General features: G+C 61.1%; 20 protein-coding genes and 1 other RNA gene. 12 read left to right on the top strand and 9 right to left on the bottom strand.

Annotated elements, in window-relative coordinates:
• Positions 1-903, top strand: coding sequence for a methylenetetrahydrofolate reductase [NAD(P)H] (gene metF, locus AC13QO_RS20505; RefSeq protein WP_488541646.1), 903 nt, complete (start codon positions 1-3; stop codon positions 901-903).
• Positions 904-1,357: 454 nt separating this feature from the next.
• Here metF and AC13QO_RS20500 read toward each other — a convergent pair whose 3' ends face one another.
• The 6 genes from AC13QO_RS20500 to AC13QO_RS20475 form a co-directional block, all read right to left on the bottom strand.
• Positions 1,358-2,263, bottom strand: coding sequence for a DMT family transporter (locus AC13QO_RS20500; protein WP_488541645.1), 906 nt, complete (start codon positions 2,261-2,263; stop codon positions 1,358-1,360).
• Between the two features lie 128 nt (positions 2,264-2,391).
• Complete coding sequence (locus AC13QO_RS20495; RefSeq protein WP_488541644.1) at positions 2,392-3,612, bottom strand: lytic murein transglycosylase; 1,221 nt, start codon at positions 3,610-3,612, stop codon at positions 2,392-2,394.
• Positions 3,613-3,693: 81 nt separating this feature from the next.
• Positions 3,694-4,491 carry a glycoside hydrolase family 25 protein gene (locus AC13QO_RS20490; protein WP_285191535.1) on the bottom strand — a complete coding sequence of 266 codons (798 nt, stop codon included), beginning with the start codon at positions 4,489-4,491 and terminating at the stop codon, positions 3,694-3,696.
• A gap of 127 nt (positions 4,492-4,618) precedes the next feature.
• Positions 4,619-5,293, bottom strand: coding sequence for a class I SAM-dependent methyltransferase (locus AC13QO_RS20485; RefSeq protein WP_285191536.1), 675 nt, complete (start codon positions 5,291-5,293; stop codon positions 4,619-4,621).
• Positions 5,290-6,534: a BtaA family protein gene (locus AC13QO_RS20480; RefSeq protein ID WP_488541643.1), complete on the bottom strand. Its 1,245-nt coding sequence runs from the start codon at positions 6,532-6,534 to the stop codon at positions 5,290-5,292. The genes AC13QO_RS20485 and AC13QO_RS20480 overlap by 4 nt, the downstream gene beginning before the upstream one ends.
• A 45-nt stretch (positions 6,535-6,579) precedes the next feature.
• Entirely contained in the window at positions 6,580-6,729 is a 150-nt protein-coding gene (locus tag AC13QO_RS20475) for a hypothetical protein (protein WP_157131411.1), read from the bottom strand.
• Between AC13QO_RS20475 and AC13QO_RS20470 the strand changes: the two genes are divergently transcribed.
• Positions 6,728-8,149 (top strand): serine hydrolase domain-containing protein, encoded by a 1,422-nt coding sequence (locus AC13QO_RS20470; protein ID WP_488541642.1) that lies wholly within the window; start codon positions 6,728-6,730, stop codon positions 8,147-8,149. The two genes, AC13QO_RS20475 and AC13QO_RS20470, sit on opposite strands and share 2 nt — an antisense overlap.
• A gap of 46 nt (positions 8,150-8,195) precedes the next feature.
• On the opposite strand, the gene AC13QO_RS20465 is transcribed toward AC13QO_RS20470, so the two are convergent.
• From AC13QO_RS20465 to AC13QO_RS20455, 3 genes are all read right to left on the bottom strand, one after another.
• Positions 8,196-9,137 carry a transglycosylase SLT domain-containing protein gene (locus AC13QO_RS20465; RefSeq protein ID WP_488541641.1) on the bottom strand — a complete coding sequence of 314 codons (942 nt, stop codon included), beginning with the start codon at positions 9,135-9,137 and terminating at the stop codon, positions 8,196-8,198.
• Between the two features lie 145 nt (positions 9,138-9,282).
• Positions 9,283-9,918 (bottom strand): LysE family translocator, encoded by a 636-nt coding sequence (locus AC13QO_RS20460; protein WP_085778793.1) that lies wholly within the window; start codon positions 9,916-9,918, stop codon positions 9,283-9,285.
• Between the two features lie 58 nt (positions 9,919-9,976).
• Positions 9,977-11,188, bottom strand: coding sequence for a pyrophosphate--fructose-6-phosphate 1-phosphotransferase (locus AC13QO_RS20455; RefSeq protein WP_488541640.1), 1,212 nt, complete (start codon positions 11,186-11,188; stop codon positions 9,977-9,979).
• A 387-nt stretch (positions 11,189-11,575) separates the two neighbouring features.
• Between AC13QO_RS20455 and AC13QO_RS20450 the strand changes: the two genes are divergently transcribed.
• The 10 genes from AC13QO_RS20450 to AC13QO_RS20405 all read left to right on the top strand — a co-directional run bounded on the left by AC13QO_RS20450 (position 11,576) and on the right by AC13QO_RS20405 (position 21,009).
• Entirely contained in the window at positions 11,576-12,283 is a 708-nt protein-coding gene (locus AC13QO_RS20450) for a J domain-containing protein (protein WP_285191542.1), read from the top strand.
• Entirely contained in the window at positions 12,280-13,041 is a 762-nt protein-coding gene (locus tag AC13QO_RS20445) for an N-acetylmuramoyl-L-alanine amidase (protein WP_488541639.1), read from the top strand. The genes AC13QO_RS20450 and AC13QO_RS20445 overlap by 4 nt, the downstream gene beginning before the upstream one ends.
• A gap of 261 nt (positions 13,042-13,302) precedes the next feature.
• Positions 13,303-13,926: a lytic transglycosylase domain-containing protein gene (locus tag AC13QO_RS20440; RefSeq protein WP_088681326.1), complete on the top strand. Its 624-nt coding sequence runs from the start codon at positions 13,303-13,305 to the stop codon at positions 13,924-13,926.
• Between the two features lie 116 nt (positions 13,927-14,042).
• A complete protein-coding gene (locus tag AC13QO_RS20435; RefSeq protein WP_285191544.1) occupies positions 14,043-15,230 on the top strand; it encodes an NAD(P)/FAD-dependent oxidoreductase in 1,188 nt (395 codons plus the stop codon).
• 10 nt (positions 15,231-15,240) lie between these two features.
• Positions 15,241-16,416 carry an NAD(P)/FAD-dependent oxidoreductase gene (locus tag AC13QO_RS20430; protein ID WP_488541638.1) on the top strand — a complete coding sequence of 392 codons (1,176 nt, stop codon included), beginning with the start codon at positions 15,241-15,243 and terminating at the stop codon, positions 16,414-16,416.
• Between the two features lie 56 nt (positions 16,417-16,472).
• Positions 16,473-16,870, top strand: an RNA gene (rnpB, locus tag AC13QO_RS20425) — RNase P RNA component class A.
• Between the two features lie 411 nt (positions 16,871-17,281).
• Positions 17,282-17,719, top strand: a complete 438-nt coding sequence (mraZ, locus tag AC13QO_RS20420) for a division/cell wall cluster transcriptional repressor MraZ (RefSeq protein WP_488541637.1) — start codon at positions 17,282-17,284, stop codon at positions 17,717-17,719.
• Positions 17,720-17,736: 17 nt separating this feature from the next.
• Positions 17,737-18,762 (top strand): 16S rRNA (cytosine(1402)-N(4))-methyltransferase RsmH, encoded by a 1,026-nt coding sequence (gene rsmH / locus AC13QO_RS20415; RefSeq protein ID WP_085778785.1) that lies wholly within the window; start codon positions 17,737-17,739, stop codon positions 18,760-18,762.
• Between the two features lies 1 nt (position 18,763).
• Positions 18,764-19,252: a cell division protein FtsL gene (gene ftsL / locus AC13QO_RS20410; protein ID WP_085778784.1), complete on the top strand. Its 489-nt coding sequence runs from the start codon at positions 18,764-18,766 to the stop codon at positions 19,250-19,252.
• Positions 19,252-21,009, top strand: coding sequence for a peptidoglycan D,D-transpeptidase FtsI family protein (locus AC13QO_RS20405; protein ID WP_085778783.1), 1,758 nt, complete (start codon positions 19,252-19,254; stop codon positions 21,007-21,009). The genes ftsL and AC13QO_RS20405 overlap by 1 nt, the downstream gene beginning before the upstream one ends.
• The last annotated feature ends 4 nt before the right edge of the window (positions 21,010-21,013 follow it).

Genomic DNA, 21,013 nt, shown 5'->3' with positions numbered 1-21,013 from the left:
ATGGCTTTGAAAAGCGAAGGACGCGGGCGCAACTTCGGGATCTCCTTCGAGTTCTTTCCACCGAAATCGGAAGAAATGGAGGCGCAGCTCTGGGATGCCGTCGCTAAGCTGCAGGACTGGGATCCGGATTTCGTGTCGGTGACCTATGGCGCCGGCGGCACCACCAAGGCGCCGACGCTGTCGGCGGTGACGCGCTTCCTGTCGCAGACGCCGCTTGCCACCGCTTCGCACCTGACCTGCGTCGGTGCGACGAAGGAGGAAACGCATCAAGTGATCGATACGTTTCGCAAGGTCGGCGTAAAGCATTTCGTGGCGTTGCGCGGCGATGCGCCTGGCGGCGTCGGTGCGCCCTATCAGCCGCATCCCGGCGGTTACGCCAATGCCGCGGAACTGGTGGCCGGTCTCAAGTCGGTCGGTGATTTCGAGATTTCGGTCTCCGCCTATCCGGAAAAACACCCGGAAAGCCGTGATACGGCCGCCGATATCGAGATGCTGAAGCGCAAGGCCGATAACGGCGCTGACCGGGCTTTGACGCAGTTCTTCTTCGACAACGACAATTTCGAGCGCTACCTGGAGCGGGTGCGCGCCGCCGGCATTTCGATCCCGATCGTGCCCGGCATCATGCCGATCCAGAACCTGACGCAACTGAAGCGTTTCGCCGGCGCCTGTGGCGCGGTCATCCCGGCCTTCCTCGATGAGCGTTTCGCGGGCTTCGACGACAAGCCTGAGGATCGGGCAAAGGTCGCGGCCGAAGTTGCTGCCGAGCAGATCGAGGATCTCGTCCGGCGCGGCATCGGTGATTTCCATCTCTATACGATGAACCGCGCGCCGCTGGTTTCCGCGGTGCTCGACAACCTCGGCTACTCCCGTCGGGCGGCAAAGAGCGCGGGCGCCGCCGCCTGATCCCTTCAGACGTTCAAAAGTGAAAAAGCGCATGTCGGGCGGGACATGCGCTTTTTCGTTGGCGGATTGATCAGGGGAGTTTAGGCACTATCAGCGCTACCAGCCCGTCAGCTCAAATAAAGAGCATGGATAGGACGAAAGCAAACGCTGCACTGACCAACAGAACATTCAAGGATTGCGTGAGTCCCATGTCTGTCTCCTCGCGTTAACCGGCCGATATTATGTCTGAAATATGTCGATTGAAAAGCGGATTTTATGCTGCGCTGCCGAAGCGGCCGGCGGATGAGGCGAATAGCGTTTTCGCAAATCATTGATAGCACGGGATAATTTCATGCTTATTTTTGTTCACAGATTTTAACGCGGCGTTAAATCGGGCGATTGCGGATTTACCTATGCGCCCGAAACATGGCGGCTCGGCAACCGGTTGAAAACATAGGGAATATGCAACCAGCTTTCAGGCAGCTTTCACCAGCAGGCGGTAGGCGCGGCCATCGAGGATGACAAGGCCGAAACCGATCAGCGCCATGCCCGCAAATTCGCCAACCGCCAGCCGCTCTCCGAGGAAAAGCACGCCGAGCAGGATGGCGCTTGGAGGCACCAGCAGGGTGACAAGCGAGGCGTTGGTGGCGCCGGCCGCCGCCATGATCCGGAAATAGAGAATGTAGGCGAAGGCGGTCGACACCAGCGCCAACGCCAGGACGGCGAGCAGGATATTGAGCGGCGGCAAGGAGAGCGTCCAGGGGCGATCGGCAATTAGCGACATCGGCAAAGTGATCAGCGAGGACGCGGTCAACTGGCCGGCTGCGGTGACTGGTGCCGGAACGTCCTTGAATCGCTTGCCGTAGGTGGCTGCGAACCCGTAGGAGATGGCGGCAAGCACAGGGAGCAGCAGCGCCCAGAGGGGGGCTTGGCCGCTGGCCGACAGGCCAGGGCCGACCAGTACGATCGTTCCGGCGAGGCCGACGAGGCAGCCGGCGATCTTGGCCGAGGACAGCTTTTCGTCGGAGGTGAGATAATTGGCGATCAGCACGGTCCAGATCGGCGTCGTTGCGTTCAGGATCGCCGCAAGGCCGGCGCCGATGCGGGTCTGGCCGAAGAAGATCAGCGCATGCGGCAGGGCATTGTTGATCAGCCCTAGGATCAGGAATTCGCGCCAGCGGGCTTTCAGGGTCGAAAAGATATCGAAACGGCCAGCGATATAGACGTGCAGCGCCAGCCCGGCCAGCAGCAGACGGAGGAAGACGAGCGTCAGCGGCGGGATATGCTGGACGGCGATGCGCGCGAAGAAAAAGGAGCCGCCCCAGATAAGACCAAGCAGGAGCAGCAGGCTCCAGATCCAGGCACTCATTTTGCTGTCCATGCCATGTTCCTCCATCCAAAGCCGCATCGTCTAGACCCGGCGTCGCTCCTCAGCATTATGCTTTAACGCGGACGGTAAGCGGCACCACCCGTTTCTTGCGAAACGAGCGGCGGAAGTGCCAGAGGCGATCAGAGAGCGTTGAGAAGGGCAGGCGTCGCCCAGCCGTCGGCCGGTATGCCCAAGCGCTGCTGTTCCTTCTGGATTGCGATACGCGTGCCGGAACCGAGAATACCGTCGATCTCGCCGACATCGTGGCCGAGTGACTGCAGCTTGGTCTGCAGCGTCTTCATCTGGTCGTTGGCAAGACCCTGTTCCGGTGTGCCCTTGAGATAGGTCGGGGCGCCGGAAAGGCGGGTGGCGAAATAGGCGGCCGACGTCGTGTAGATGAACGATTTGTTCCATTCGAGATAGATCTTGAAATTGGGATAGGCGATGAAGGCCGGTCCCATGCGGCCCTGCGGCAGGACCAGATCGCCCTCCAACTCACCGAAGGCCGTGTTTCCGTCGCGCGGCTTGACGCCGAGCGCGAACCACTCGCTCGCCTTCATTGCGCCGCCAAGGCCGGATTTCTCCCAAGGCAGGTTGTCGGGCAGGGTGACTTCCTGCAGCCAGGGCTGACCGCGCTCGAAGCCGAGATGCTGGATGAATTTCGCTGCCGTCAGAATGGCGTCCGGGCCGCTCTGCTTCAGGCGGACATGGCCGTCTCCGTCGCCATCCATGCCATAGGCAATGATGTCGCGCGGCAGCATCTGAACCTGGCCTATCTCGCCGGCCCAGGCGCCGGTGTTGGTGGCGGGGTCGAGGTCGCCGTGCTCGACCATCTCGATCAAGGCGATCAGTTGCGGGCGGAAGAGCTCCGGGCGGCGGCAGTCGTGCGACAGCGTCACCAGGGCATTGCGGGTGTTGAAATCGCCCTGGACGGCACCGAAATCGGTTTCCATCGCCCAGAATGCAGTGATCACGCCTGGGGGAACACCGAATTCCTGCTCGGCCCGGGCAAAAACGTCGGCATATTGCTTCATCTTCTGGCGGCCGATGTCGAGGCGGGCCTGGCTAACAGTGCGCTGCGAGAATTCGAGGAAGGTCTGCTTGAAGACGCCCTGGGCGCGGTCCCGGCTCAGGACCTTGGGATCGATTTCGGCGCCGGCCAGCGCCTCGTCGGCGGCTGCGGCGCTGGCGCCTGCGGCCACCGCATCAGTCTTGACGCCCTGGAGGAAGGCCGACAGATCGCCGCCGCAGGGAGCTGCCGGAGCCGAGGCCGTGGGCGCCTGCTGGGCGGCCGCGCCGCCTGCAAAAGCAAGGGCAAACAGGAGGGCGAGTGCAGAGCGGCTTGTGAGCGAGCGGTGCATGAAGGCGGTCCTTATAGCAAATGGATATCCGTCGCTTTCACAGAGGAATGTGACGGAAGCAAGAAAGATTGAAAGACGTTACTAAGAATTTCTATCCTTGGAAACGGCCGCGACCCAATTGTTCCAGTTCTTCGCGCTGCCGGCAAAGACGTTGATGTCGGTCGGCCCCTTGATGCCTGGAATAACGCCGGTCGAGGTATATTGCCAGAAGGCCCAGCGTCGGTCGGAATAGGTCACTTCGGGATGTTTCGCCACCGAGCGGACCCAAAAATGATAATCCTGGAAATAGCCCGCGAGATTGTCGCGGTGGAAATCCACCGAAGTATAGATGATCGGGCGCTTGCCGTAGTAAGCCTCCAGCCGGTCCATGAAACGCTGCATTTCGGAGCGCACCGTTACCGGGTCGGGACGATAGCGGCAGGTCTTCGATTCGGCGTTCCATTCGACATCGAGCACCGGCGGCAGGCGCATGGCCTCCTTGGGCACGTTGCGGATGAACCAGTCGGCCTGCTCATCGGCCGAGGAGCAGAAATAATAGAAATGGTAGGGGGCGTGCGGGATGCCGGCGGCGCGCGCCTCGCGCCAATATTCGTCGAAGCGCGGATCGACCCTGTCCTTGCCTTCCGTCGCCTTGATGAAGGCGAAGCCGACGCCGGAATTCCTGACCGTCGCCCAATCGATGTCACCCTGCCATTTGGAGATGTCGATGCCGTGGATCGCGTTCTGCTGCGGATGCTTCGGGCCGAAATCCTGCGGATCGGTGTCCTGGAAGCGCGTCTTCGGCTTTATCGATGCGGTTTCGAGATAGTCATGACCGGAGGAGGAGCAGCCCGCCAGCAGGATGGCCAGAGGCAGAACGCAAAACAAAAGCCGGCGCATGGGTATCCCGTCGTGAACCGAATGATCTCTTTGCCCCACAGCCTGACCTTCGAAAATGACGAGCCCAGCAGAGGAATAACCCTCTTTTCATCATATCAACGTAAAAAATCGGTTAGTTTCAAGCGAATTATGAGCGCTTGCTGATAATGGCCGCCCGCCAGGCGTAACCGCCGCCGACTGTTTCAAAGGACAATCGCGCATTGTGTTCCTCGGCCTGCGCTTCCAGGACCTCCTGCAAATCGGCGCGCGGAGTGACATGGAATTTCGCAAGCCAGGCCTGCAGCATGCGGCGGAACCAAGGCGGCAGGCCTTCCTGCTGGCCGAAATCGACGATATGCAGCTGGCCGCCGGGATTGAGTGCGGCGATCGACGCATCGACGGCGCGTTCCCAGTCCGGGATCATCGACAGGGCATAGGAGATCAGGATGCGGTCGAAGCCGCTGACGCCGAATTCGCGTGGGGTAAACGCCGTGGCATCGGCGACGCGGAATTCCGGAATCGTCGCCTTGGTGGCGAAGGTCTTGCGAGCCGAGATCAGCATTTCTTGGGAAATGTCGAGGCCGAACAGCTTGGCGCTCGGGAAATGCCTGTGAGCCAAAGCCATGTTGCGGCCGGTACCGCAGCCGACTTCGAGCAGGGTGCCGCTGTCTGGCACGTCGAGATTGCGAATTGTGTTGTCGCGGCCGAGGAGGTAATATTTGCGGGTCAGGTCGTAGATATGGCGCTGGTAGCGGTACATGCCATCCATCAGGCTGGCATGTTGATTGCTCTTTCCTGCCGTCTCGGCTCCGATCTTGCTCACGCCTTCTTCCCGTAAATGTGGAAGCCGCCGTAGATCGCCGAGCGATCCAGCGCGGTCAGCTCTCGCGACTTCTCTTCGAAATAATCCCATTGGTCGTGGATCGAAGGTGACAGACGGCCTTCGATGATGCTTCTTTCGGCGGCGGTACGGAAGATTGCGCGAGCGCCTTCGCGCGCCGTGCGGGTGATCTCCCGCCAGACGTCGTTCAGCTGTCCGTCGGTCATCCAATCCTGCGCGTCGAGCAGGATATAACGGTCGCGGGAAGCCGCCGGCTCGCGGGCCAGAAGTTCGGTGAAGCTTGCGTGGTGGACGTTGACGCGGTCGATATTGGCGCGGATCACCTCGTAGTGCTCCGGCTTCAGATAGGTTGGCAGCGGGCCTTCTTCTTCGGTGCCGTAGCGGCGACCGAAGGCCTGCCAGGCGAAATAGTTGTCGCGCATCGGGAAATGACAGGCGAGCTTTTCCAGGCGATGCTTCAGCACCGGCGCGATCGAATGATCGTCAGCAAGACTTGCGAGCTCATCATATTGCTGCGGCGGAATGCCGAGGCCGAAGAGTGAGCTTTTGCGGCCGGTGATCCAGCGTACGACCGGCTTTTCGAACAGGGGTGCGATCTGCTCGTCGAAGAACTGGCGCTGCTCGCGGATCGAACGGGTTTTGGTCATTTCGCGCAGCTTGACGCCGTGCAGACGGGCAAGGAGGTGGGCAGCACCGATGAAGCGGCCGAGCAGGCCGGTTTCATAGATGTTGCGGTCGAAGACCGTGACGCGGCGGCGACCGAACTTGCGTCCGTTCCAGTAACTGCGCGTCGCCTCGTCGAGTTTGGCAGCGAGATGCTGATCATAAGCGCGGCTGTTCGATTTCTCGTTCGGCATCGCCAGGAAGCGGATGAGATCGGCGTGACAGGGAAGGTGCTTGAAGGCGGCAAGCTTCAGGCGGTTCAGCGCGATATGGTGCGGGTTGAGGTCGACGACGTCGATCGAAGCCGGCGCCTTGGAGAGATAGGCGAGCATGTTGCAGCCGCCCGAACCGATGGTGACGATGCGGTGATTGGGCTTCAACTCCATCGCCTGCATGTCGAGATCCGGATCCTCCCAGATCTGCGGATAGACGAGGCCGGAGAAGAGAAGACCGAAGAGCCGCTCGGAGAAGCCCTCCTTCGAAAAAGGCTTGTGGCGGAGAAGGGCGTCCTTGAGTTTCCGGTTCTTGCGGAAGCCGGCATCCGGTGCAAATTCTGACATGAGTCTGTCACCTTTTTAGCGTTCAGGGCGTGTAGCGCGCCACTGCTACAGTTTGATGACGTGGGCTGTGGGCCTGCGCCGTTCGAGAACATCGCCCTCCTCGGAAAGTGATTGGGTGACGGAATATTCTTCGCGCCGCGCCCTTTCCGGCAGCCGGAATTCCTGCTTCTCTCCAAGCATTCGGAGGAATGCCATGCGATTTGTCCTGCGTGTCCTGAAGGCGCTTGCTCTCCTTGTCGTTCTCATCGTCGTTGCCGGCGCCGCCTGGCTGTTCGTCCGGCCGCCGGAGCTTCTGCGCGTCGGCGACGGCTATGCCGCCAAGATCGTCTGCTCCAATGTCTTCATTGCCGGCCGGGAGGCGGATGATGTGCTTCATGACGATGTCCAGGCGCCCGGAAATCCGTTGCTTCGGCTGATGAGTGTAAGCGTCGATCGCGAAAACAGCCGTGTGACGGCGCGCTTCATGGGGCTGTTCGCGCCGAGTTACGCCTTCTATCGCAGCGGTCTCGGTTGTACGAGCGTGCCGGACGGCGACTTCGAGGCGGCGGCGGATGCCGTGCCCTTCGATGCGGCCGTCAAAGCGGAGACGAATGGTGCCTTATGGCCGCAGGGCGAGGGCGTAGGTGATCCCGACGAGAAGATCGCCGCGCTGCTGGGCGATGCCGGACTTTCCGGCCCGGCGATGCGGGCGATCGTGGTGGTGTGTGACGGCCGCATCGTGGCCGAAGCCTACGGCCCCGGATTCTCAGCGAAGACGCCGCTGATCGGCTGGTCGATGACGAAGACGGTTAATGCGGCGATCCTGGGACGGCTGATGCTCGACGGCAAGATCTCCTTCGACGACGATCATCTTCTGGCGCAGTGGAAGGACGATGCGCGCGCCAATATCAAAGTTTCCGACCTGCTCGGCATGGAGAGCGGCCTTGCCTTCAATGAGAATTATGGCGAGGTCGCGGATGTGACGCGCATGCTCTATCTCGACCCCGACATGGTGTCGTTGCCGGCCAATGCCCCGATAGAGGCGCCGCCGGGGCTGCGCTTCCGCTATTCGAGCGGCACGGCCGTGCTCTTGTCGCGTATCTGGATGGACAGGGTAGGCAATGCGCCGGCAGCCTTCTCCTACCCGCACGACGCGCTCTTCTCCCCTCTCGGCATAACGAGTGCCGTCTTCGAACTCGACGCGCGCGGCACCTTTGTCGGAAGCTCCTATCTCTACGCGACGGCGCATGATTGGGCCCGCTTCGGGCAGTTCCTGTTGCAGGATGGCGTGTGGAACGGCCAGCGGCTGTTGCCGGAGGGCTTCGTCGGCGCCATGCGCACGCCGACGGCGGCGTCGAACGGCCGGTATACGCAAGGTCAGGCCTGGCTTGCGCCCGGTGGCTCGAGCGCCGCGTTCGGGCTGCCCGAGGATACGTTCTGGCTCACGGGGCATGACGGGCAGAGCATGGCGATCGTGCCTTCCGCCAATCTGATCGTCGTCCGGCTCGGCCTGACGCCGGGCTGGCTCGGCTATCAACCGCAGACGCTTCTGAAGGCAGTCCTGGCGGCGTTGCCGCAAGCGCGAGCGCCGCAACAGCAAGCCGAATCACACCGGCAGGCTCAGCCGCAGCCGTAGGCTACGACCGCTGTTTCAATTGGGTTGTTTTGGTAGCTGCCAGGTTTCAGTAATTACCCTGGGCGACATCATTCATGCCCTTGCGCTTGGCGTCGTAGTAATAGCCGCGCGCATAGAGGCGGACAGCGTCGTCTTCCTTGTTGTCGGAGACGAGCCAGGCGCCGCGCAGATATTTTGCGGCATATTTAATGTTGGTTTCGGCGTCGAAGAGGCCGCCCGGCGCACCGTCATAGCCCATAGATTTGGCGGTGTTGTATTTGATTTGCATGAGGCCGAAATAGCCGCGCTTGTTGTAAGCCTTCGGATTGTAGCGGCTCTCGCGATGGACGATGCGGTGGAGCAGCGTCTCGGGAATTTCGTAGATCTTCGAATATTTCTGGATGAGCTTGGTGACGAAGCTCTTCTCGACTGTCGGCGCATCGTCCCTGTCGTCGTCGCTGAACATCGGGGGAGCCGTCGGCGGATCGATCGGTCCTGACTCGTCGAAGCCGTAATCCATGGAACGCGGCGTGGTGTCGACTGCGGCAAGTGCAGCAAGCGCGCTGTTCTGCGGGGTGGCGGCAAAGGCAAGCTGCGTCGCCGGCTGTGACGGCGTTCCCGGGCGCGGCGTCGGCACGACGGATTGGATCGCTGTCATCTCGGGCGTCAGGGGGATCTGCGCATAGGCCGCCGGCCGGATGCCGGCCTGCATGGTCAGATCGGCAGGCTGGGTGCCCGGCGCGGTCGGCATCGCCGTTGCGGTGAGCGACGGAGCTGCCTGGGGAAGAACGCTGCCGGCGATCGCCTGGCCGGCAGCACCTTCAGCTGTCGGGACTGCGGCAAGCATCGCATCTTCGCCGGGCTTCGGCGTCGGCACCACGGTCTGAGCGGCTGTCAGTTCGGCCTGAGAGGTATATTCGACGCTCGTGCAGCCGGTGATCACGCCGCAGCAGAGCACCGTAGAAACGACAAGACTGCGTTTCAGGCCGGACAATCCGATCGCTACCATTCCGTCACTTTCGTGAAATCGCGCCGCCCCGGCAGCGTTATAAAAGTTACTAAAAAGCTTAAACCCGATGACCCCATTAACCTATTCGTTGCATTCCGGCAACCACGGAATATTTCTAAGCTGCAATAGCGCGATACGCGGATTTCTAAGCCGCAATACGGCGATACCCAGCCGTGACGGCGCCTGCAGCGATCAGCAGGGTGCCGCCGGTGCGGTTCACGGCACGCTGAACGCTCGCCTTGCGAATCAGTCCGCGAGCGGAATGGGCCAGAAAAGCGTAGGTGGCGGCATTGAGGATCGCCAGCACCAGGAAGGTCGCTTCCATGATCGTCATCTGCCCGAAGAAGGGCAGGGCCGGATTGAGGAACTGCGGCACGAAGGCGACGAAGAAGACGATACTCTTCGGATTGAGGGCGGTGACGATATAGGCGTGGAGGAAGATCTTAAGCGACTTTTCCTCCGGCAGATTGTCGTTGTCGGCGACCGGCTCGCCAATCACCGGAGCCCGCCAGAGCTTGATTCCCAGCCATATCAGGTAGGCGCCGCCGATCCACTTCAAGAGGGTGAAGAGGGCGGCGGAGGTGGCGAGCACCGCGCCGAGACCGAAGAGGGACGCGGTCATTGCGGTGAAGTCGCCAAGCGCCACGCCGCTCACCGTCGCAAAGGCCGTCCGGCGGCCATGACCGAGCGCATAGGAGACGACGAGCAGTATCGTCGGTCCCGGTATGGCCAGCATGATGGCGGATGCGGCAGCAAAAGCGAGCCAGGCTTCAAGCGACATGGAATCTCCTCCTATTCCGTCGGGAACAAGCAAAGACACCATATTAGCCGTCCGTCAATCATGCTTCTTTGTATTTCTGGCCTATATTGTGCATGACTTCTGCAAACCATGCCGTCGACAGGTCAAAAGCTTTGCCACCTTTGATGCGGGGAAATTCTATAGTGCGCAACTTACCGTTCTGCGCTTCGTCATGGCCGGTGACGCCGGAAACCTTATTGAGCGCGCTTTCGACGGCGAGATCGACCATACTCTGGATCAGCCTGAGGTCGTCGGCATTGGCAGGGGCCGAGCGAGCGAAATAGCCCGATTTCTGCACCAGCGAACGCTCTGCGTTCAGCAGGCTGGCGAATTGCTTCTGGAACCAGGCGCCGACATTGATCGTGTCGATCTTCACGTGACCGAAAGCGTCACGCTTGACGGTCTCACCCGCAGCTTCGCGCTCGGCGACGATGGCGTCGAGGCAGGCGCCTTCCGAGACGAAGACGGTGGCATGGCCCGTGCGGTCCATGATGTCCTTCAGGCGGGCGGCCTCGGCGTCGAGGTCGAAGGCCATTTCGGGCAGATAAACGGCGTCGATGCTCTTCAGATGCGCGTCCATCATCAGGCCGTCGACATATTGGTTGCGGCTGGTGCGCTGAAGATAGGCACGGGCGGTGGCTGCCGTCAGCCAGCCGCAATGGCGGCCCATCACCTCATGGATGACGAGCGTGCGCGGCGCGGCCGTCTGCTCATTGCTGACATTGTCGAAGAAATGCGCGCCGACTTCGGCGGCCGTCCAGGCGCCGAGCGACTGGCGGATGGGGACGACATCGTTGTCGACCGTCTTCGGCAGACCGACGACCGTCAGGTCGTAGCCGTTGGCGGCGAGGTAGGCGGCAAGGTCGGCGGCGGTGGTATTAGTGTCGTCGCCCCCGATCGTGTGGAGAATGGTAATGCCGTCATCGGCAAGACGCTCGGCGGCGACCCTCAGCGGGTTCTCGCCTTCCTTGACAAGGCCGCGCTTGACGCAGTCCGCGGCATTGGTGAGCTTGACGCGGCTATTGCCGATCGGTGAGCCGCCATATCGGTGCAGCAGCGGCGCCGTTTCCCGCATTTCACTGGTGATCTCGATGCGGTCACCGAGCAACACGCCCTGATAACCGGACTTATAGGCGACGATGTCGATTTCGGGCGCGACGTCGCTGTAGCGTTCGATGAGGCCGCCAACTGCGGAGGAAAGACAGGGCGCCAGGCCTCCGGCGGTCAGCATTGCGACTTTCTGTTTGGCCATGATCCCTCCTATGGTGTTCAGTGCGGCAGCGTTAGCTAGCGCATGGATGCGGCAGGGAAAGGGCTCTGTAAAGTAAAGAATTTACGAAAAAAGCGGCTTTTTGCCGGGTTGAACGGCGAAGGTGTCGCGAAGTATCGATATAATCGTTTCAAGCCTGCTTTGCTTGTCGGGAACTGTTTGTGGAAATCGGCGGCTAAGTATCGAGTGGAATCGTGCGGCACTTTCTTACGGCAGATCCGGCGAAAGCGACCGACGGCTTGCTGCGATGCAATAATTACCGAATTGTGAAAACTGTTTTCGATCCTATGACCAATCGTCGCCTTGCAAAGGCTCAGATTCTTTGGTCAAGCTGATTGCTCATACCTGACAGCGTGCGAGAGATTTTCGATGTCCTTCTGGGAAAAACTGTTGAATGCCATTGGCAATACCGCGGGCAATGCGCTTTCCGCGGTCGTCGAGGCGATCCGAACGGTTTTCGAAGGAGATCCCGAAACCCGGCGCAAAGTGGCGTTTTCTGTGGCGATCATTGCGCTTTCGGCCAAGATGGCCAAGGCCGACGGCGTCGTCAGCGAGAAAGAGGTCGAGGCCTTCCGCGAGATCTTCGAATTTCCCGAAGATCAGGCCAAGAATGTTGCCAGGCTCTATAATCTCGCACGCCAGGATGTCGCCGGCTACGAAGCTTATGCCGAGCGGCTTTCGACGCTCTGCGTTACCTGCGCGGCCAATTGCCCGGTGCTGGAAGACGTGCTCGACGGCCTGTTCCACATTGCCAAGGCCGATGGGCTGATTCACGAGAAGGAGCTGAATTTCCTCAGCCATATCGCCGAGATCTTCCAGATGAGCGAGACACGTTTCGAGCAGATCGCCGCTCGCCACGTCTCGTCCGGCGGCGATCCCTACAAGGTGCTCGGCGTGTCGCCTTCCGACGACTTTCCGACGATCCGCCGCCGTTACCGCGGCCTCGTCAGCGAGCACCACCCAGATCGACTGATCTCGCGCGGGGTGCCGAAGGAGTTTCATTTGATCGCCAATGAGCGCATGGCCGCGCTGAACGCAGCCTATGCGGCGATCGAGAAGGAACGCCGCGCCGCATGACCTCTTTCGAGGCCGATTACCGAGGCGCTTACGTGCGGCCGTCTCCCAACCACGGCGAGCGGGCGGACGGGCGCCGTCCCGATATGATCCTGCTGCACTATACGGGTATGCCGACGGCCGATGGTGCGCTCGACTGGCTCTGTCGGGACGAGAGCCAGGTTTCCAGCCATTATTTCGTGCACGAGAATGGCGAGGTGATTCAGCTCGTGCCCGAGGCGCGGCGCGCCTGGCATGCGGGCAAGAGCAGTTGGCACGGCGAGAGCGATATTAATTCGCTGTCGATCGGCATCGAAATTGCCAATGCCGGTCATCCCGGCGGCCTTCCCGACTATCCGAAAGAGCAGATCGCAGCAGTCATCGAATTGTGTCACGACTGTGTCAAACGTTGGTCGATTGCGCCGGAAAGAGTGCTCGGGCATTCCGATGTCGCACCGATTCGCAAGGTCGATCCGGGCGAAAAATTCCCTTGGGCCGAGCTTCATCGGGCGGGTGTGGGCCATTGGGTCGAGCCAGCGCCGATCACCGGTGGGCGTTTCTTTCAGCGCGGGGACGCCGGCCAGCCGGTGGAAGCGCTGCAGTCGATGCTGTCGCTGTATGGTTACGGCACTGAGATTACGGGGGAATTCTCCCAAAAGACGGCCGGCGACGTGGAAGCCTTCCAGCGACATTTCCGGCCCGAACGGGTGGACGGGATCGCCGATTTCTCGACGATCGACACGCTGCACCGGCTGCTGTCGGGGCTACCGCGTTACTCCTGATTCTCGGCAATTACTGAAACGCGAAATTTCGCATTGCAGCGCGAAATTCGGCCTGCCACATCATTTCCCTATTATCTCCTCATTGCGATGGTCTAAGAACGTCCGCCAAGCGGTGCTCGGGGTTGTTTTTCGAGTTAAACCACGGGCGGTATGTGAAACGATAAGAATTACCGTGAATCCCGATCGGTTCTTGATCTGGTATTCATTGTGACAGCGAGGCGCGCGTCCGGAAATTCTTTGGGTCGGAGTGTTCAAGACTACATGAGAAAACTGATTGTTGTTGCTGCAACATGCGTTGGCATGGTGCTGGCGGGAAATAGCTTTGCGTTTGCGAATGATTGGGGTGTGCGAGCCGATGCGCCGGTGAAGAAAGTCGAGCGTCCTTCGAAGAAGGCAGAGCGTCCGTTGAAGAAAGCGGAACGTTCGGTCAAGCCGGCGAAGCGTCCGCTCAAGACGGCGGAACGCCCGCTGAAGACGGTCGAGCGCCAGAGCGGTTATCCCGTCGCCAATGTTTCCGGCAATTCCTATTCCGCGCTGATCAGCAAATATGCGAACCAATATGCTGTACCGGTTGCGCTTGCGACCGCGGTCATCCGCGTCGAAAGCAATTTCAATCCGAATGCACGCGGCAGCCACGGTGAAATCGGGCTGATGCAGATAAAGCCTGCAACGGCCCGCATGATGGGTTATTCCGGCAGCGCCAAGGGCCTGTTCGATCCGGAAACCAACATCAAGTACGGCATGAAATATCTGGCTGCTGCTCATGATCTCGGTGGTGGAGAGACCTGCAACACCATCCTCAAGTATAATGCCGGCCACGGCGCAACGCGCATGAACCCGGTCTCGAAGACGTATTGCGGTAAGGTCCTGGCAATGCTCGACTGAACCGCCGAGCGGACCGGAGGAAAATCCTCCGCCGCTGTTTTTGCGATATGAATCGGCACGCGCGCCATGATATCCCAGCTGGAAACGAGGTGGGCCACCTCGAGATGAGGTGAGATATGGCAGTCGATTTCAGGTTCATCGTCATCGGGCGCGGCATGATGGGGGCGGCGGCGGCACGGCACCTCTCCTCCATGGCCGACGGCATCGCGCTGATCGGCCCGCCGGAGCCCGAGGAGCGCAAGGTCCATCACGGCGTCTTTGCCAGCCATTATGACGAAGCACGCATTACCCGCACCTTCGACGGCAATCTTACCTGGGGAACCTTCGCCGCGCGGGCGCTCGGGCGCTACCGCGAGATCGAGGCGAAGAGCGGCATTTCCTTCTTTTCGGAAGTCGGCTGCCTCTTTGCCGGTCCGCCGCCTAGGGATGAGCAGGATTTTCTTCTGAGGGCGCTGGCCGTCAGCCGGAGGCTCGGCAGCGATATCGAAACCGTCGCGCCGGCGGAGCTCGGGCAGCGTTTTCCCTATCTTACCGTCGGTCCTGATTTCAGTGGGTATTTCGAGCGCAAGCGCGCCGGGCACATCAATCCGCGGGCCCTGGTGCGCGCGCAAGCCAGGCTTGCCGAGGAGGGCGGCGTCTCGCTGATCGACGCGACCGTGACATCGGTGCGCGATACAGGCTCCCATGTCGAGGTGACGGCCGGCGACAGAAGCTACAGCGCCGAGCGCGTGTTGGTCGCGGCCGGGGCTTTCAGCAATTTCCATGCCCTGCTGCCGCGTCCCGTCGATTTGAGAGTGATGGCGCGCACCGTTGTCTTCTACGAAATCGGCGAGCGCGAGATGGCGGTTTTCGGCGATATGCCGTCGACCATCGTGCTTGGCGACCGGGAGGAGGACCACATCTATATCCTGCCGCCGGTGCGTTATCCCGACGGCAAGACCTATCTGAAGCTTGGCGGCGATACCGAAGCGCTTTCCTTCAGCCGGCTGGAAGAGGCCGGCACGTGGTTCCGTTCCGACGGCAGCGTGGCCGAGCGCGATCATCTCTCGCGCATCGCCCTGCAACTGATGCCGGAGCTTGCCGGCTGTCCGGTCACGTCGGCTCCGTGCGTGGCGAATTTCACGCCGACCGGTTATCCCTACGTCGGCTTCACGCCGTCGCCGCGGGTCGCAGTGCTGACCGGCGGCAATTTCGTCGCGGCCAAATCCTCCGATGAACTCGGGCGTCTCGGCGCCGTGCTTCTCAGGGAAGGGCGGCTCGGGGATGAGGATTTCGGCCGCGAGCTGACGCCAGTCTTCACTTGAGAGGAATATCATGGCAGTCGATTTCAAATATATCGTCGTCGGCCGCGGGCTGATGGGAGCCGCTGCCGCGCGGCATCTGGCGCGGCAGACGGATGGTGTCGCGGTGATCGGCCCGGACGAGCCTGGTGATCGCAAGGCGCATCAAGGCGTTTTCGCCAGCCATTACGACGAGGGGCGCATTACCCGCACAATCGATCCCGACCGCAACTGGGCGCTGCTCGCCAATCGCTCGATCGGTCGCTACCGGGAGATCGCGAACGAGAGCGGCATCGACTTCTATCGGGAGGCCGGCTGCGTCGTCGTCGCGCCTGATGGAAGCGATTATCTTGAAAGGACTCGGCAGGCCGCCGTTTCGCTCGGCGTCGAGACCAGGCTTCTGGACGTGGGCGGATTGAAGACTTCATTTCCCTTCTTTGCCTTTCCCGCCGGCAGTGCAGGTGTGTTCGAGGCGAGGGGCGCCGGACATATCAGTCCGCGCAAACTGGTGAATGCGCAATCACTGCTGGCAGAAAGGGCAGGCGCGACTGTCATCCGGGATCATGTGGTCTCGATCCGCGAGGAGGGCGGGCTGGCGACCGTCAACACTGCCGGAGGCCTCACCTATCGCGGTGAAAAGGTGCTGCTGGCGGCGGGGGGATTTTCCATTGCGGAGAATCTGTTGCCACGGCCAGTTGCCATGACGGTTTACGGCCGGACCGTCACGCTATTCCAGGTCGGCGAGGCTGATGCGCTCCGGCTTGGGGCGATGCCGTCACTCATTCTCGACGTGCCCGGCATCCACATCTATCTGCTGCCGCCGATCCGTTATCCCGATGGCAAACTCTACCTGAAGATCGGCGGCGATCCCGACGATCTGATTTTACACAACGACATCGAGATGCGGGCCTGGTTCAGGACCGAGGGGCGCGAGAGCGTGCGCTCGCATCTGCAGCGCATCGTCGCCGACCTCGTGCCTGATATGACGCCGCTGTCGATTTCGACGGCCGCCTGCGTCGTCTCGTTTACGGAAAGCAGCTATCCGATGATCGGCTATACCTCTTCGGCCAGGATTGCGGTGCTGACGGGCTGCGCCGGCACCTCGGCCAAGAGTTCGGACGAAATCGGCAGGCTCGGTGCGGAGCTGCTTTTGTCAGGCAGAATCAACGAACAGGGCTACTCCACGGATTTCACACCTAATTTCCGTTAAGCCTGTCCCCTATATTTCAGTAGCAATTACGGGCTCTCTCGTTTATGGGAGCCCTGCCAGTTGGCCGGGCAGCCGCGCTTTACCAATGCCGAAAGGCGGTAAGGTGAGGAAAGTCCGGGCTCCACGGAAACACGGTGCCGGATAACGTCCGGCGAGGGCGACCTCAGGGAAAGTGCCACAGAAAGCAAACCGCCTGTCATGACAGGTAAGGGTGAAAGGGTGGGGTAAGAGCCCACCGCATCTCCGGCAACGGATATGGCACGGTAAACCCCACCGGGAGCAAGACCGAATAGGGATGACGCGGCGGGCCGAAAGGCTCTCCGGCCGGTTTCCAGGCCAGTCATCCGGGTGGGTTGCGTGAGGCAGCGTGCGAGCGCTGCCCCAGAGGAATGGCTGCCACGTTCCGGTTCACGCCGGAGCCATACAGAACCCGGCTTACAGGCCAACTGGCGATTAACATCCGTGCTGCTGCAGGGCCGGGACTTCACCCTAAGCTGCTGAAACCAGCTGTTTTCAAGCTAATATTAACACACTTTCTGGCTGTTTGTTTGTGTCACGCTGCCAATGCGCGCCATGCTGAAAATGACGCCGCTAACCCTTTGTTAAACTTAACAGCTTATAAATGTTTGATCACGCGTCCGTTGCAAAACGGGCGTATCCCATTGACGCCCATATGGTCCCATGCTATCCCAAATGCGCACTGCATCAGGGCAATCATTTGCCCATTCATCGCAAAGCAAAGGCGTCTTCCTTTCCGGATGCGTCGGGTGGGATTTGGCTCATCCGGCTTGCGAAGCTGTGCCTGATATTGGGACTTTCGGGCGTCTTTTTGTCCGGCTCCCTGCGGAAACGGATGTTTCGAGTCATGAGCCGCTTCCTTTCGAACGCGACCAACAGGATCGACGCCAAGGGCAGGGTTTCCGTGCCTTCGGCATTCCGTTCCGTGCTGGCGCAGCGCAACGTCCAGGAGCTCTACTGTTTCCAGGACTTTGTGTTTCCGGCGATCACCGTCGGCGGCCCGGATCTTCTCGAAAGATTCGAGCGGCAGATTGCTGCGGAAGATCCGTTTTCGCCGGACGCGAACGCGATGTCGCTTCTGATCCACGGAGGCGGGGTCTTCATGAAGCTCGATGCCGAGGGGCGGCTAATGGTCACGGATTTCATCCGCGACTTCACCGGCGTCTCGGACGAAGTGACCTTCGTCGGTCGGGCGGATCATTTTCAGCTCTGGCAGCCGCAGGTATTCTTGGCTGCGCAGGCGCAGGCACGAGGGGAGCGCAAGCTGGCGGGCAAGCGTTCCTGAAGGAACGAGGGAACGGAATGGTGACGAATCCTGGCGGAGGTTCAGCTGATGCCGGTGGCGGACCGGTTCGTCACATTCCTGTTCTTCTCAATGAAGTCCTCGCGGCGCTCTCGCCCGCACCCGGCAAGCTGATTCTCGACGGTACATTCGGCGCGGGTGGTTATAGCGCGGCCATTCTTGCGGCCGGCGCCGAGGTGATCGCGCTCGATCGCGATCCCAGCGCAATTGCCGCAGGCCAGGCCATGGTTGCCGCCCACGCCGGTCGTCTCACGCTCATTCACTCGCAGTTCTCGAATCTCGCCGATCATGCGCCGCGGGGCGGGCTCGACGGCGTCGTGCTCGATATCGGCGTCTCTTCCATGCAGATCGATGAGCCCGAGCGCGGCTTCTCCTTCCAGAAGAGCGGGCCGCTCGACATGCGCATGTCGGCAACAGGTGTTTCGGCCGCCGATGTCGTCAATCGCGCCAAGGTCGCGGATCTGATCCGCATCTTCCATTTTCTCGGTGAGGAAAACCAGGCGCCGCGAATCGCACATGCGATTGAGAAGCGGCGCGAGGAAAAGCCCTTCGAAACGACCCGCGATCTTGCCGGCCTCATCGAGCTGGTCACCCCGCGCAAGATGAAGGACAAGATCCATCCCGCGACGCGCGTCTTCCAGGCCTTGCGCATTTTCGTCAATGACGAGCTCGGGGAACTGGCGCAGGCATTGTTTGCGGCGGAACGAGCTCTGAAGCCCGGCGGCCGGCTCGTCGTCGTGACCTTTCATTCGCTTGAAGACCGCATCGTCAAGAAATTCTTCTCCGACCGCGCCGGCAAGGCGACGGGCTCGCGGCACCTGCCGGCCGCACATGAGCGGGCGGCGACCTTCACGGCGATCGGCAAGCCGATGGTTTCGGCGAGCGAGGCGGAGGCCGAAGCCAATCCGCGCGCCCGCTCCGCCAAGCTGCGCGCAGGCCTGCGGACGGAGGCGGCCGCCGAGGCGGCCGATATGTCGCTCTTCGGGTTTCCCAATCTTGCCTCTCTTGGAAAGCTCGGAGGTTGACATGCTGAAAACGTTCGATCTCGTGCTCATCGGCGTCATGACGGCGACTGCCGCCGTCACCTACACGATCAAGCATCGCGCCGAATTGAAGCTCGAGGAGGTTCATCGCCTCGAAGCCGAGATCAAACTCGAGAAGGACACAATCGATCTTCTCAAGGCCGATTGGGCGCTGCAATCGCAGCCGAACCGGCTGGAGCGGCTGGTCAACGCCTACAATGCGGAATTGCAGCTGCAGCCGACGGATTCGACGGCGCTCGTGCATGCGAAGGAGCTGCCGATGCTGAAATCCGAGGTTCCGGTACCCGACGTAACGGAGGCCAAAGCCGGTGCCAAGGGTGCGACCGTGGCCAGCGCCAAAGGCGCGACCGGCAAAGCGCAGCCCCCGCCGATGCCCGTGCCACGCGGCGCAGCACAGCAGCGCGACGCTGTCGAGCAGCGTGGTGTGGTGGCGGATGAAGCAGACGAGATCGAAACGGGGTCGGTGGAATAATGTCGTTTCTTTCCCGCATCATGGTCCTGAAGAGCCAGGCGCATTTCTCCGCCGGCGTCTATAACCGCTTCGGCGGCCCTTCTGCCGGAGTGGCCATCGAGGGGTCGCGCAAGAAGAAGACGGGGCAGGCAAAAAGCCGCGTAGGGCTGCTGATCCTTGGCTTCATGGGTGTCTATGTCGTCATCGGTGGCCGTCTGGTCGAATATGCCATGAAGGATCAGGAGGTCGTCTCCAGCATCCTGCCGCCCGACCGGCTGATGGCCTCGCGGCCCGACATTCTCGATCGCAACGGCGAGGTGCTGGCGACCGACATCCGAACGGTCTCGCTGTTTGCCGAGCCGAACAAGATCGTTGACGTCGACGAGGCGGTGGAGAAGCTTGCAACTGTTCTGCCGGAGCTCGACGTCAAGGACACCTACAAGAAGCTTTCCGTCAAGAGCTCGCATTTCGCCTGGCTGCGCCGGCAGCTGACGCCGAAGCAGCAGAGCCAGATCCTGGCGCTCGGCATTCCCGGCATCGGCTTCCGGCCGGAGAAGCGCCGCTTCTATCCCGGCGGCTCGACCGCGGCGCACATCCTCGGCTATGTCAACATCGACAACCGCGGCGTGGCCGGCATGGAGAAGTTTATCGACGACCAGGGGCTCGCCGATCTCGCCTCGGTCGGGATGACGAGCGACCAGCCGCTGGAGCCGGTGCGGCTATCGATCGACCTGCGCGTGCAGAACATCGTTCGCGATGCGGTCGTCAACGCCGTCAACAATTTCCAGTCCAAGGGGGCCGGCGCGGCTGTTATCGACGTGCACACCGGGGAAGTGCTCGGCATGGCATCGGCCCCCGACTTCGATCCGAACAATCCGCAGGAGGGGGCCAAGGAAGGCTGGCTCAACCGGATGACGAACGGCACCTTCGAAATGGGGTCGACGTTCAAGACCTTCTCGCTGGCGATGGCGCTCGACAGCGGCAAGGTGAAGATGTCGGACACGTTCGACGCCAGCAAGCCGATCTATATCGGCGGCTTCACCATCCATGACTTTCACGGGCAGCGCCGCTGGCTGACTGTTCCCGAAATCTTCCAGTATTCCTCGAACATCGGCACGGCGCGCGTGATCGATCTCGTCGGCATCGACTCGCAGAAGGATTATCTTACCAAACTCGGCCTGTTGACGAAGATGCAGACCGAGTTGCCGGAAGTGAAGATGCCGAGCCAGCCGCGTGTCTGGAAGAAAATCAATTCGATCACGATTTCCTTCGGTCACGGTGTTTCGACGACCGCGCTGCAGACGGGCGTGGCGGCGGCTGCTCTGGTGAACGGCGGCAAACTGATCGAGCCGACATTCCTGCCGCGCACCCGCGAAGAGGCCGATCAGATCGCCAAGCAGGTGCTCAAGAAATCGACCAGCGACGAAGTGCGCTACCTTCTGGATTTCAATGGCTACAAGGGGTCGGGGCGCGTCGCGCGCGTGCCGGGCTTTGCCGTCGGCAGCAAGACCGGTACGGCGGACAAGGTGGTGAACGGGCGTTATTCCTCGACGCTCAACTTCAACTCTTTCATCTCCGCCTTCCCGATCGATAATCCCCAATATGTCGTCATCACCTTCTGCGACGAGCCGAAAACAGGCGAAAAGCAATATGGTGGAACGATCTCCGCCGGTACTGCCGGCCCGATCGCTCGTGAGATCATCCGCCGCGCGGCTCCCATTCTCGGCATCGAGCCGAAATTTGGGGAGGGCGGTTCGGCCTTGCTGGTGTCTTATTGAGTGT

This window comes from Rhizobium sp. CNPSo 3670 (assembly GCF_057784555.1).
Note: the sequence above shows the minus strand (reverse complement) of the source record. Positions and strands in the feature narration are given on the sequence as shown.

Excerpts from the sequence above, each read along its gene's own strand:
- metF (WP_488541646.1), top strand. The coding sequence starts at position 1 with ATGGCTTTGAAAAGCGAAGGACGCGGGCGCAACTTCGGGATCTCCTTC.
- AC13QO_RS20500 (WP_488541645.1), bottom strand. The coding sequence starts at position 2,263 with ATGGACAGCAAAATGAGTGCCTGGATCTGGAGCCTGCTGCTCCTGCTT.
- AC13QO_RS20495 (WP_488541644.1), bottom strand. The coding sequence starts at position 3,612 with ATGCACCGCTCGCTCACAAGCCGCTCTGCACTCGCCCTCCTGTTTGCC.
- AC13QO_RS20490 (WP_285191535.1), bottom strand. The coding sequence starts at position 4,491 with ATGCGCCGGCTTTTGTTTTGCGTTCTGCCTCTGGCCATCCTGCTGGCG.
- AC13QO_RS20480 (WP_488541643.1), bottom strand. The coding sequence starts at position 6,534 with ATGTCAGAATTTGCACCGGATGCCGGCTTCCGCAAGAACCGGAAACTC.
- AC13QO_RS20470 (WP_488541642.1), top strand. The coding sequence starts at position 6,728 with ATGCGATTTGTCCTGCGTGTCCTGAAGGCGCTTGCTCTCCTTGTCGTT.
- AC13QO_RS20475 (WP_157131411.1), bottom strand. The coding sequence starts at position 6,729 with ATGGCATTCCTCCGAATGCTTGGAGAGAAGCAGGAATTCCGGCTGCCG.
- AC13QO_RS20465 (WP_488541641.1), bottom strand. The coding sequence starts at position 9,137 with ATGGTAGCGATCGGATTGTCCGGCCTGAAACGCAGTCTTGTCGTTTCT.
- AC13QO_RS20460 (WP_085778793.1), bottom strand. The coding sequence starts at position 9,918 with ATGTCGCTTGAAGCCTGGCTCGCTTTTGCTGCCGCATCCGCCATCATG.
- AC13QO_RS20455 (WP_488541640.1), bottom strand. The coding sequence starts at position 11,188 with ATGGCCAAACAGAAAGTCGCAATGCTGACCGCCGGAGGCCTGGCGCCC.
- AC13QO_RS20450 (WP_285191542.1), top strand. The coding sequence starts at position 11,576 with ATGTCCTTCTGGGAAAAACTGTTGAATGCCATTGGCAATACCGCGGGC.
- AC13QO_RS20445 (WP_488541639.1), top strand. The coding sequence starts at position 12,280 with ATGACCTCTTTCGAGGCCGATTACCGAGGCGCTTACGTGCGGCCGTCT.
- AC13QO_RS20440 (WP_088681326.1), top strand. The coding sequence starts at position 13,303 with ATGAGAAAACTGATTGTTGTTGCTGCAACATGCGTTGGCATGGTGCTG.
- AC13QO_RS20435 (WP_285191544.1), top strand. The coding sequence starts at position 14,043 with ATGGCAGTCGATTTCAGGTTCATCGTCATCGGGCGCGGCATGATGGGG.
- AC13QO_RS20430 (WP_488541638.1), top strand. The coding sequence starts at position 15,241 with ATGGCAGTCGATTTCAAATATATCGTCGTCGGCCGCGGGCTGATGGGA.
- mraZ (WP_488541637.1), top strand. The coding sequence starts at position 17,282 with ATGAGCCGCTTCCTTTCGAACGCGACCAACAGGATCGACGCCAAGGGC.
- rsmH (WP_085778785.1), top strand. The coding sequence starts at position 17,737 with ATGGTGACGAATCCTGGCGGAGGTTCAGCTGATGCCGGTGGCGGACCG.
- ftsL (WP_085778784.1), top strand. The coding sequence starts at position 18,764 with ATGCTGAAAACGTTCGATCTCGTGCTCATCGGCGTCATGACGGCGACT.
- AC13QO_RS20405 (WP_085778783.1), top strand. The coding sequence starts at position 19,252 with ATGTCGTTTCTTTCCCGCATCATGGTCCTGAAGAGCCAGGCGCATTTC.